Raw genomic sequence first — 12,042 nt, forward strand, 5'->3', positions numbered from 1 at the left:
TGGATTGGTGCCGGGCATGTCGATTTCCTGTTCATCATGCGGCACTCCGATCGGCTCATTCTAACGGTAACGAGGCCCTGTGCATCGCCAACGGCGTTCGGCGTGAGTGTGATTGATCACCAACAAGTGAATCATATTCTGTTACAAGCACTTTGGCTGAGAACGGGCTGTCGGGGCCTGTTCACCTCGCTAACGTACTCGCGAGTAGCGTTGGCGCGAGGCGTAATTCGCCATTCGGTGACTTACGTTGCTACCGGCGGGTACATTACCGACGGGTACAACTCGAGCCGATCGGCTCGAGTTGCCTCGCTCGTCGCCGAGTGCGGTCTCCCTCACCTGTCACCCTCGCTCGCCCGCGGCAGTCGCAGCGCGTTGACCCACAGTCTCGTCGCGGTCGCAAGCAGATCCTCGGAGTCCGCGGGCGAGTGGCCGTCCGCGGCGTCGACGACGAAGTGATTGAACGCGAGCCGGCTGATCATCGAGGACAGTGCGCGCGAGGCGAGCAGGGGATCGAGTTCCGCGTCGGCCAGACCGCGGCTCTGCAGGCTCTCGATGCTGCGGGCGTTGCGCCTGACGAAGGCATCGGCGCGTTCACGGCGGAGGCGTCGGAACTCGGGATCGATGTTGGAGACCTGCTCGAGCAGTGCCATCAGCTTCGTGTTGCGTCGGTAGGCCTCGAAGTACGCACGGTTGCTCGCGGCGATCACGGCAACCGGGTCGTCGTGCGGGTTCACTCGCTCGGTCCCGGGATGCAACATGTCGTCCCGTGCCTGCTCGAGCACGGCGGCCAGGATCTCTTCCTTGCTGGTGAAGTAGGTGTAGAAGGTTCCTGCGGAGCATCGAGCGGCGCGGGTGATGTCGATCAGACGTGAGTCGAGGTAGCCACTGTCTTCGAACACTCGACGGGCGGCCGCCACGAGCGAGGATCGGGTTCGCAGTCCGCGCGGGGTGGTCGGCAGCTCCCGATTCGGCAGCTCACGGTCTGGCTCCGGCGCGGCAGGCATTCAGTCTTTATACGTCATCGTTCGCGCGCATCCCGGCGGACGAACCGGGTGAATCTCACCCCGCTATCGAACTGGCGTGATTCGAGGTGCTCGAACTGCTGCGCGGGGAACGGATCGGGACCGATCCCGGACGAGAACAGCCCGATGCCCCTGCCGAGAACGACGGGATTGACCTTGAGGAACAGCTCGTCGATCTCGGGCAGCAGTTGACCCGCCAGGTTTCCGCCTCCGCAGATCCAGACGTCGAGCTCGGACTCCTCGGCTACGAGGCTCCTGACGAGTCCGATCGGATCTTGGTTCACGACGGTGAGAGTCGGGTCGTTCGACGGGGCGAGAGTGCGAGAGAAGACGTACTGGCGTAGGTGGGGATAGGGGCTGGCGATGCCGACGTCGAGCGCAGGTTGCAACGTCTCGCGGCCCATGACGAGGGTGTCGAATCGCGCGGGCGGACCGTCCAGGCCGAACGCTGCACGCACGTGGACCGGCAATGTCTCGGGCAGCTCGGCCACGATGGCGTCGAGGTGATCGCCCTCGGGAACGAAACAGTCGTAGTTGCCGTCCGGTGCAGCGATGAAGCCGTCGAGGGAGACGGCGACGTAGTAGACCAGTTTGCGCATGGGGCTCCTGTCTCGTGGTCGACGGGTGAGAAACCCGAGGGTCGGCCGGTGGGTCCGCTGTGGGGGATCCAGCGACCGAAGTGGGTCTTTGTGACCCAGCACTAGAACGTATTTTGTGTGCTCAGGACGCGATGAACAACTGGTTTTCAGCGGCTAGTGTGGCCCGGGTGTGCAAACACCGTCCCTGGATCGGACGACCATTCGAGTATTTGTGGGGAAACTGTGACGGCTGCAGCGGCTACCGGTCGTGAACACGACGACGAGCTCAAGAGCAGGGTTCAGCGCCTGCTGCGTTTTCTTCGCGAGATCGTCGAGGCGCGTTCGAACCCGGTGCTGCGTTTCGACGACCACGTTCAGGTCGAGTGGGTGCACGCCGGGGACGTACCCATGCAGCTCGACCCACGGGCCAAGCAAGGTGGCGTGGTCCTGCGCGCGCCGCGCATCGCGGTCGACGAGCCGCCCGAGCCGCCTGCGCTGCTGTCGGGTTGGCTCGATCCCCAGATCGTTGCAGACAGTCGCTATCGCGAACTCGAGCTGGCCGACGCATCCTCGGTGACGTCCCGCCGTCGAGCGGAGGCGCAGGAGTCCGATGCCGACTTCGACATCCGCAAGGCCTACGAGATCAAGCAGGCCTTCGAGGAGTACTCGGAATCGTGGAAGGAATGGGCGCAGGAGGATCGGGATCGGCGCCCGCAGGCTGCTCTGTACCAGGCTCTGCAGCTGATGATGCAGGAGCTCGCCTCGCGGCCCGAGTCGATCGAACTGGTGGTGGCCTCGGGTCTGCTGACGTCGAGCAACACCGATCCGCAGCGCAGCGTTCGCACTCACCTGATCACGCAGTCGGCCAGCATCGAACGGGACGTGCGCACCGGTGACCTGTTGGTTCGCCTCGCCGCGAGCACAACCCCGCGCCTCGAGGACGGCCAGCTGCTGACCGGCTCGGACGATTTCGACACCTCCGGCTCGGTGGCTCTGGCTCGAGAATTGCACGACACCGTCACCTCACCCATCGGAGCCGGCGTCGAACAGTTCCTGAGGAACTGGGCGGCGAAGGTGCCGCGGCAGGAGATCGAGGTGCTCGATCGTCTCGGGCCGCCCGGGGCTCTCGCCTACATCGACGACGACCGCACCCTGACCGTCTCACCAGCCCTCGTTCTCCGCGTTCGAGACTCGTTCGCACTGGTCGAGTACTACGAGCAGATGATCGCCGATCTCGAGTTCGCCGACTCTCCGGTACCGCTGGGGCTCGCGCAACTCGTCGACGCCATCGAACCGGCAGATCGGATGGCCTGGCTCGAACGCACTGGGGCGGGGGAGTCGGCGGCACTGGCGGAGGATCCGCTGTTTCCGCTGCCGGCCAACGCCGAGCAGTCGCAGAACATCGAACGGCTCGGGCGTGACAGCGGCGTCGTGGTCGAGGGACCACCAGGAACGGGCAAGACCCATACGATCGCCAACCTCATGTCCGGGCTGTTGGCGCGCGGTCAACGGGTTCTGGTCACTAGTGAAAAGTCACAAGCTTTGCGCGTGCTGCGGGACAAGCTCCCGCCGGAGCTGCAGGAGCTCTGTGTGTCCATCACCGACCTCTCTCGCGGTGGTTCGGACGAGCTGAACCGCAGCGTGGCGAAGATCGCCGAGCGCAAGACCTCGTTCGACGAGGCCAGCGAGGTGCAGAAGATCGAGGCGCTGACGACGCAGCGCGCCTCGGCTCTTGCCCGACGGGCCGAGCTGCTCGATCGTGTCAGCGCGCTTCGCGAGTCGGAAACCGTTGTGCACGAATATGTTTCCGATGGATACGACGGCACGGTCTCGTCCATCGTACGTAAGGTCAAAGCGGCCGAAGGCGCCCACGAGTGGCTGCCCGGCCCACTGCTCGCCGATCGACCGCCCCTCGACGGTGTCCAGGTCGATCAGCTTCGCAAGCTCATCGCCGGCTCCGACGGCACTCGTGAACTCCGCTCGCGTCAGGTGCTGCCGCGTCCGGAGACGATACTGCCGAATTCGGCCGAACTCACCTCGCTCTGTCGGCGCGCAAGTGCACAGATCGATGATCTCTCGCCCCAGGCGGCGGACCTCGTGGCGTTGCTCGACGGCGTGGAACCCGCTGTGTCCTCGGAGATCGAGCAACTGTGCGAGGAGCTCGCTGCTCGCGTGCGAGCGGTCGTCGAACTCGACGGCTCCTACCCACGCCTGACCGATTCCGTGCTGTCCGGAGAGGCCGCCCACCTGTGGTCTCGGGTCAGTGGAATCGACGCGATGGTCGAGACGGCAGCTGCGTCCGATCGCTACGTCGGTGGGCACGATGTGCAGTGCTCGTCGAGTTCGCCGGCGGCACTCACGGCCATGGATGCGTTCGCCGGTGCGTTGGAATCGGGTATCGAGTGGAAGCCCCGATTCCGTCGCAGCGAGGAGCAGAAGGCCGTCGAAGCTCTCGATATCGTCGCTACCGTCGACGGGCAACCCGCGACGACGGCGATGGCCGCGCGTCTGGTGGCCGAACACATTCGTGCGCTCGAGACCGTGCAGACCGCAGCGGTGCTCCTGGCCGACCTCGCGATCGTCGTTCCACTCGACGGCACGCGTTCGATTCGCGTCAACAACGTGGCGCGGATCGCCGACCGGCTGGGGCTGGTGTCCGCAGTCGTCGCGGCCCGTGACGCCCTGGTGCACCGGCTGTACACCATTTCGCCTGCAGCACCGTGGATTCGGAGCCTCGCCGACGCTCAGGAGGTCGCCGGGGCCGCCGACGCCATTGCCGCGCGCATCGACATCGATGCCGCACGAGCCGAGCTCGACGCCCTGCAGTTCGCGGTCGCCACTCGCATCGATGCCGGGCCGTCGCCCGAGGGCTCGAATCTGGTGAGCGCGTTGAGCACTGCGGATCCGTTGGAATTGGCTGCCGCCGTTGCTGCGTACTCGCAGGCGTGTTCCGAACAGGAGGATCAGCTTCTGCTGGAATCGATGTCTGCGTCGTTGTCCGAGGTCGCACCCGCATTGTTCGACCTGGTCGAGAGCACCGCTGGTGATGTCGAATGGGACGAACTGAGCTGGCAGATGTCGAAGGCCTGGGCGTGGCGTCGAGCACGCGAGTGGGTCGGTGAGCAGCACCACGGCGGTCTCGAGCAGCAACTGGAAGCGGATCTGGCCGCTGCGGATACCGACATCGCCTACCTCACAACACGTCTCGCCGCCGCCAGTGCCTGGCGCAACAGTCTCGAACGAATGACTGCCGTCGAGGTGCGTGCGCTGCAGACCTACCGCGAGCACATCTCCAGCATCGGCTCGGGGGCCGGCAAGTACGCCGAAACCTACCGCAGTGCAGCACGATCGGCGATGCGTGAGGCGCAGAGTGCGGTGCCCGCGTGGGTCATGCCTCTCTCTCAGGTGCTGGCATCGATTCCGCCGGTGCCGGGAAGTTTCGACGTCGTCATCGTCGACGAGGCGAGTCAGGCCGACATCACCAGTCTCTTCCTGCTGTACCTCGCACCCCGCGTCATCGTCGTGGGTGACGACAGGCAGTGCGCACCGGCCGATGTCCCGCAGACCGGAACGCTCGAGGACGTGTTCGATCGGTTGGACGTCTATCTGCCCGATCTACCCGAGCATGTGCGTGCGACGCTGACCCCGAGGTCGAGCCTGTTCTCCATGCTGCGCACCAGGTTCGGTCAGGTGGTGCGGTTGCGTGAGCACTTCCGCTCGATGCCCGAGATCATCAACTGGTCGAGTCAGCAGTTCTACGGAGACTCTCCGCTCGTTCCCGTGCGGCAGTTCGGTGCGGATCGCCTACCGCCGTTGCGGCACACGTACGTTCGCGGAGCGACGGTGACCGGAAAGAACGCCTCACTGGTCAACCGTACCGAGGCCATCGCGATCGCCGAACAGATCGCACATTGCCTCGAGGACTCCGCGTACGACAATCGGACCTTCGGAGTGGTTGTGCTGCAGGGCCAATCGCAGGTCGACGAGATCCGCAACGAGTTGATCAAGCGGATCGGCATCGAACAGTGGGAACAGCGTCGGCTTCGCGTCGGTACGCCGCCGGACTTCCAGGGCGACGAACGCAACGTCGTCTTTCTGTCGATGGTGGTGGCACCCGATCAGAACTTCGCCACCCTCACCGCCAATCAGTACAAGAGGCGGTTCAACGTGGCGGCGTCGCGGGCACAGGATCAGCTGTGGCTCTTCCACTCGGTGACTGTCGATCGGCTCAAGCGAGCGGACCTGCGCAACTCGTTGCTGAGCTACGTCACCTCCGTCTCGCCCGCTCCTGCCGATCCCATGCCGGTCGACGTCTCGCGCGAGATCCGGAAGGCGCCATTCGAGACGTTGCTCGAGCAGCAGTTGTGGAACGACCTCGTCGAGCGAGGTTTTCACGTCAATCCCGGCGTCGAGGTGAACAACAGACGTCTCGCCCTGGTCGTGACCGGCGACTCCTCGCGTCTCGCCGTCGAGAGCGATGGCGACACGTTCCTGTCGACGCCGGCTCAGCGGTTGGCGGACCTGCAGCGTGAGCAGGAGCTCAAGCGGTGCGGCTGGACGTTCTGGCGGGTGCGCGAATCCGAGTACTACCTGGACCGCGACGCGGCGCTGGAAAGCCTCTGGGCCACATTGGCCCGTCTGGGAATCAAGCCCAACAGCGTTGTCGTGGAAGGTCTCGAGAGCTCGGACGAGGCCTGGACCCCGGTCCCGCTCGAGTCCTCGCAGTTCGACGATTCCGGCGTCTTCGAAACGTCCACGCATGCAGACTCGTCCACACGCCACGAGTCGGTGTTGTCTCTGTGGACGATGCCGCGCATCGACATCCCCACCGAGGAGCCGTCCGAATCGGACGCTCGCGGAGGTGACCGCGCAGGATCGGCACCGTCGACGACCAACGGTTCCGGAATGACCAACGGAACCGGAGTCGAGAACGGGTCGGGCACCACGAACGGTTCTCGACCGACCAACGGCTCGGGAACGTCGAACGGTGCAGCCGCCACCAACGGTGCCACCCACGGATCCGGGACCGGGGAGTCGGGCGGTTCCCGTGGCACTGCTCGGCCGATCGCGTCGTCGGCATCGAGCCGCCCAGCGATGACCAACGGCTCCACACCTGCACAGGACGCAGAGAGCGATGCGTCGGCGCGGGTGCGCGACTCCGCGGCGAGCAGCGAGTCGGCAGCCGACTCGTCCACCGAGTTCGGCGGAACCGCGAACAGTACGACAGCGGCCACGGACCGGGTCGGGGACGCCGACGAGACGGTCGCATCGGACGAGGCCGCGGACAGCGTCGAGGCTGCCGAGCTCGATGGATCCGATCCGGCCGACACACAGGGTGATTCCACGGAAGCGACGACGGCCGATGTCGAGCCGAGCGGCGGCCTGGAGGCACCCGAGGACGAGGGCATCGCCGAACACGAGTTGCCGCTCAACGGACTTCGCGGATACACCACCCGCCGTCGGCCGTAACTCCGGCTCCTGACCGGCGGGCTCAGCGCCCGGGCCGAGGCAGCGAAGGCGACGTAGTCTTGGCCTCGGATTTCGCGCACGTACGAGTGAAGAGGGTTCGACGCCGATGACAGATCGACAGACACAGCGCCCGGAACAGTCGGTCTCACCGGACGGGTCGACGCGATCGCGATCTCGGCGAGTTGTCGTGCCGACCATCGTTGTTGTGGTCTGCGCGGTGCTTGTCGGCCTGCCGGCCTGGACCGTCGTGTTCGCGGGCGCGCAGTGGCCGGCGATTGCACAGTCGATCGGCTCTGCGGTTGCGATCGGCGTATTGGTGGCACTGCCTGCAGCGATGTACCTGGGTCACCGGCCGAGTGCAGAGGGGGTCTCCAAGGACGCGTGGGCGCGCGTCGGAGACGTGTTGTTGGGCATGGCCTGGATCGCGTTCGTGTGGTCGGCACTTTCGCTGCTGCTGCGGCTCGGTCTGTGGATGGCTGGGGTCGACGACCCTCTGCGGTCGCGGATCGTGTCGGTGACAACCGTCGTCGTCGTAGTCGTCCTCGCAGTGTGGGGTCATTACGAGGCGATGCGAACTCCCCGCGTGCGACACACGACGGTCAGGATCGACCGGCTCGGGGCTCGATTCGACGGTCTACGAGTGGTTCTCGTGACCGACACGCATTTCGGCCCGCTCGATCGAACGACGTGGTCGCACCGATTGACCGATGCCGTCAATGCACTCGAACCGGACGTGTTGGCCCACGTCGGCGATATCGCCGACGGCTCGGTCGATCGGCGTCGAGCGCAGGCCGCACCGTTGGAGGCAATGCTCGCGAGTGCGGCGCGCGTGTACGTCACCGGCAATCACGAGTACTTCGGCGAGGCGCAGGAGTGGCTCGATCACATGCAGGACCTCGGCTGGAATTCCCTGCACAATCGGCACGTGGTGCTGCATCGTGGTGAGGACGCGCTGATCATCGCCGGCGTCGACGACGCCACCGCCGCAGGCTCGGGTGCGCCCGGTCACGGTGCGGATCTCGCTCGCGCACTTGCCGGAACCGATCCGTCGATGCCTGTGCTGTTGCTGGCACACCAACCGAAACAGATCGGTGACGCCGTGGACGCCGGCGTCGACCTGCAGGTCTCCGGCCATACGCACGGCGGTCAGATCTGGCCGTTCTCGGCCTTGGTTCGGCTCGACCAACCGGTGGTGCACGGGCTGAGCAGACACGGCGCGCGAACTCAGCTCTACACCAGCCGCGGATCGGGATTCTGGGGTCCGCCTTTCCGGGTGTTCGCGCCCAGTGAGATTTCCGTTCTGACGTTGGTCTCCGGCTGAGAGATCGGCACCTGGCAGTATCGGTGGGGTGAAGAGAACCGAAGAGGTCGTCGTTGTCGCAACCGATCTCGACGGCACCCTGTTGCGTTCGGACCGAACTGTGTCTGCTCGAACGGCCGCTGCGATGGCTGCGGCAGACGCAGCCGGAATCAGGGTGGTGTGGGCCACTGCTCGCGCGCGCCACTCGATCGACGAACTCGCTGCGTCCTGCGGATTTCGCGGGACGGCCATCGGTGCCAACGGGGCTGTTGTCCTCGACCTGGCCGACGGATACCCGGCCATCGTCGGCACCACGTCGGTACCGGCCGAGACGGTGGCCTCGGCCAAGTCGATCGTGCGCTCGCTCGTCCCCGGCGTGGCCTTTGCGACGGTCGGTGCCACGCGATTCGTGGCCGAGCCTCGGTACGCCGAGCTGTGCGTATTCGCGGACCATCACCGGCAGCCGCACGAGATGGAACTCTCGGAGCACGGCCTGTCGGTCGACGTCGAGCCGACGGTCAAAATCGTTGCCCGGCACAGTGATACGACGAGTGAAGAGTTGTACGAGCTCGTCGCTGCCGTCGGGGTCGACGGAGTGGAGTTGACGCATTCAGGTGCCCCGTACATCGAGATGTCCGCAGCGGGCGTCTCGAAGGCCACTGCGCTGCAGGAGTTGTGCGAGCGGTGGGGGATTTCTCCTGGTTCGGTTGCGGCAGTGGGGGATGCGCGCAACGATCTGCCGATGCTGAGTTGGGCGGGTACGGCGTTGTGCCCGTCGAATGCTGCCGAGCCCGTGCGATCCGTTGTCGATCGCGTCCTCGAATCCAACGACGACGATGCGGTCGCGCGCTATCTGGAGGAACTCACCGCGCGCAGAGCGAGACCGTAACGTCCGGCCCGTTCGTCACGACCCTGTGGGGTCGCTCGGAGATTCCACGGCCGCGGGTGCAGCAGTCGAGTCGGTTCTGCGCTGAATTCAGTGCATTCGGACAGACCGAGTGGTCGATGCAGGATCAGGCGACGTTCGCGGCGGGCCTGTCGTGCATTCCGGACACTGCACCGGTGGTCGAGATGACGAACAGTGTTGCACCCGGGGTAGCGATTGTGGCGCAAGCGAATTCGGGTTCGTTCATCGACGCAACTGCCATGCTCGACGCGGTCGGCGCATGGTTGGAGTCGCACAGCACTCAGGTACCCGCCGGTCACTGCCTCCAGGATCCGATGACGAGCGGACCGGCGCGGGTAGCCTCTGGCGTGTCAGTGAATCGTCCACCACGAAAGGCCCTGCTGTGAACGACGCCCTGTCGACGGAATCGTCCGAGCCCACCACGATCGCCGAGTACCTGAACGCACACGCGTTGCGGGTGTCGCCGCTCGACGGGCCCGCGGCGGCCGAGCTCGGCATCACCGTGCCGATTCCTGCGGGATGGCAGACGCTCGATCCCGCGCAGTTTCCCGGGGCGACTCAGGTGATCGTGGAACCGAACCTCGTGGAGAACGGATTCGCGCCGAACGCGGTGCTTCTGGTCGGTGCGTTGTCGCGCACGATCGACCCGGAAGCGTTGATGGCACTGGGTTTCGGCGACGGACGTGCGATGCCAGGATGGGTGGAGCGCGAGGCGAGCACGGCATCGTGGCTCGGCTGGCCGTCTCGATTCATTCGGGGGACGTACGTCGCGCAGCAACTCGAGGCCGCCGTGACGACGCGGTATGTGGTGGTGGGCGTCGATACCCAGTACCTGGTGCAGTTGACGGTGACCACGTTGGCATCGCAGCTCGATGCGTTGGCCTTCGACGTCACCGCGATCAACGACGGTTTGACCACTGGCACGTAGAAGCCGCGAGCCCCTGTGTCCGACGCACTGCTCCGACTAGGGTCCATTCCATGTCGATGAGAACCGGTCGCGTCCGGCACCTGTCGGTGGTGCCGAGTTTGTCCGACACCGACGAGCCGGCCGACGCCAGCGCGACCGAAGCCACGCGGCGGGGCCTGGCGAACTTGGTGCTTCGGGTGACCGTGGATCACACCCGTCCGCAGATTTGGCGTCGGGTGCGGGTGCGCTCGGACCTGCTGCTGTCCGAACTGCATGCGGTGCTGCAGAAGACTCTCGGTTGGGAGGACCGGCATCTGCATGCATTCAGCGTGAGGACTGCCGGTGCCACGCGTCGATTCGAGATGGAAGAGACGCTCGACGACGGACCGGACGAAGAGGCGTCGAGTGAGGAGCGAGTGCGGATCGACGACGTACTCACGGCACCGGGATCCACCATGACGTACGAGTACGACTTCGGTGACGGATGGACGCACACGATCTTCTTAGAGCAGATCGATTCCGATATAGACGACCTCCGATCGGTCTGCCTCGACGGGGCGCGCGCATGCCCACCCGAGGAATCCGGCGGACCTTCGCGGTACGCGCAGGCGCTGGAGATCGCAGCCGACCCGTCCGATCCCGAACACGCAGCCCTTCTCACGAGGTGGGGTGCGGCCTTCGACCCCGCTCTGTTCCACGCCGATGTCGTCAACACAGTGCTGCACTCGTTGGACGTGGGGCGTTCGGTGCTCGCCGAAGCAGTGGCAGCGGCACCGGCCATCGGAAAGCTGTTCGATCGGGTGCGTCCTGCGGAGGTGCCGTCACTCATGGCGTTGCTTCCACGATGCGAACTCACCATCGAGAGCTCGGTCGATCTACCCGTCGCCGAGATTGCGATGGCCAAGTTGACGTGGTTTCTGCACAGAATCGGCGACGAGGGAGCCGACCTGACTGGTGCCGGCTACCTCAAGCCCGCATTCGTAGCGGCAATTCGCGAGGAGCTCGATTGGGGTCTGGGGTGGGTGGGGCCGAGCAATCGCGAGATCGACCATCATCAGGTGACCGATCTGCGCGAGGCGGCGCGGCACCTCGGGTTGACCCGCACATCGAAGGGCAGGTTGCTGCGCACCAAGCTCGGCGCAGCGTTGGCCGACGACCCGGTAAGTATGTGGCGACATGCGGCCTCGCGACTTCCGCTGGGTAAGGAGACGTACGAGACCGACGCGGCGACTCTGTTCCTGATCTCCCTCGCCGCCTCGGCATCCGCGACGCACCGCAACGAGATGCTGATAGAGACAGTCGCCGAATTGGGTTGGGCCAGCGAAGATTCCGGTGTTTTCGACGCCCAGTTCGCAGCGCAGGCCACGGTGAGCTTCCTCGATCTCATCGGGGCCCACGGTCCGCGGTTCTACTTCCGGCAAGGGGTGGCGGACTCGCCGAGCTGGTCTCGCAGGTTCGCGCGGGACGCATTGCTGAGCTGAGTCGAAGAGATGCGGTCCCACGACTGCCCACACAGGGCTCGGGCCGCGCACGACCGCCGCTGAGCAGGCGATTTGCGTTGGTGTGGTTGGTGGCGTAACTTTTGTCGAGTCAGAGCGACGGACACCGACCCGGTCTTCACGGACTGGGTGAACGAGGTTGGACGTGTGGCTCGGCAGGTTTTATCCCCCAAGAGTCGGGCCTTGTGTCCGAGACCAAGCTGGGATAGGCTGGAACAGTTGCCCTTGAGGCCGACGGACTGTGTGTTCGTTGGGGTGAGAGTGTGTGCGTGTTCTTTGAGAACTCAACAGTGTGTCGATGAATGTCAGTGCCGAATTTATTTGGTGAAAGCATTCGATGTATTAGCCATCCGCTTGTGG

At 65.2% G+C, this 12,042-nt stretch carries 6 protein-coding genes and 1 pseudogene; 5 read left to right on the plus strand and 2 right to left on the minus strand.

Annotated features, from left to right (window positions below; translation table 11 throughout):
• Positions 1-332: 332 nt before the first annotated feature.
• Positions 333-1,004, minus strand: a complete 672-nt coding sequence (locus tag CH271_RS10655) for a TetR/AcrR family transcriptional regulator (RefSeq protein WP_094633557.1) — start codon at positions 1,002-1,004, stop codon at positions 333-335.
• A 14-nt stretch (positions 1,005-1,018) separates the two neighbouring features.
• Positions 1,019-1,621 (minus strand): dihydrofolate reductase family protein, encoded by a 603-nt coding sequence (locus tag CH271_RS10660; RefSeq protein ID WP_037191523.1) that lies wholly within the window; start codon positions 1,619-1,621, stop codon positions 1,019-1,021.
• A gap of 222 nt (positions 1,622-1,843) precedes the next feature.
• Between CH271_RS10660 and CH271_RS10665 the strand changes: the two are divergent.
• From CH271_RS10665 to CH271_RS10690, 5 genes and pseudogenes are all read left to right on the plus strand, one after another.
• Positions 1,844-6,262: pseudogene (locus CH271_RS10665) on the plus strand (AAA domain-containing protein); the annotation flags it as partial.
• A gap of 913 nt (positions 6,263-7,175) precedes the next feature.
• Entirely contained in the window at positions 7,176-8,390 is a 1,215-nt protein-coding gene (locus tag CH271_RS10670; protein ID WP_094633559.1) for a metallophosphoesterase, read from the plus strand.
• A 28-nt stretch (positions 8,391-8,418) separates the two neighbouring features.
• Positions 8,419-9,258 carry an HAD family hydrolase gene (locus CH271_RS10675; protein ID WP_094633560.1) on the plus strand — a complete coding sequence of 280 codons (840 nt, stop codon included), beginning with the start codon at positions 8,419-8,421 and terminating at the stop codon, positions 9,256-9,258.
• Between the two features lie 400 nt (positions 9,259-9,658).
• Complete coding sequence (locus tag CH271_RS10685) at positions 9,659-10,204, plus strand: LpqN/LpqT family lipoprotein (protein ID WP_094633562.1); 546 nt, start codon at positions 9,659-9,661, stop codon at positions 10,202-10,204.
• A 50-nt stretch (positions 10,205-10,254) separates the two neighbouring features.
• Positions 10,255-11,664 carry a plasmid pRiA4b ORF-3 family protein gene (locus tag CH271_RS10690; protein WP_094633563.1) on the plus strand — a complete coding sequence of 470 codons (1,410 nt, stop codon included), beginning with the start codon at positions 10,255-10,257 and terminating at the stop codon, positions 11,662-11,664.
• Positions 11,665-12,042 lie beyond the last annotated feature (378 nt).

Origin of the sequence: Rhodococcus sp. 05-340-2 (genome assembly GCF_002258915.1) — a bacterium.
In the GTDB taxonomy this organism is placed as follows: domain Bacteria; phylum Actinomycetota; class Actinomycetes; order Mycobacteriales; family Mycobacteriaceae; genus Rhodococcoides.

Excerpts from the sequence above, each read along its gene's own strand:
- CH271_RS10655 (WP_094633557.1), bottom strand. The coding sequence starts at position 1,004 with ATGCCTGCCGCGCCGGAGCCAGACCGTGAGCTGCCGAATCGGGAGCTG.
- CH271_RS10660 (WP_037191523.1), bottom strand. The coding sequence starts at position 1,621 with ATGCGCAAACTGGTCTACTACGTCGCCGTCTCCCTCGACGGCTTCATC.
- CH271_RS10670 (WP_094633559.1), top strand. The coding sequence starts at position 7,176 with ATGACAGATCGACAGACACAGCGCCCGGAACAGTCGGTCTCACCGGAC.
- CH271_RS10690 (WP_094633563.1), top strand. The coding sequence starts at position 10,255 with ATGTCGATGAGAACCGGTCGCGTCCGGCACCTGTCGGTGGTGCCGAGT.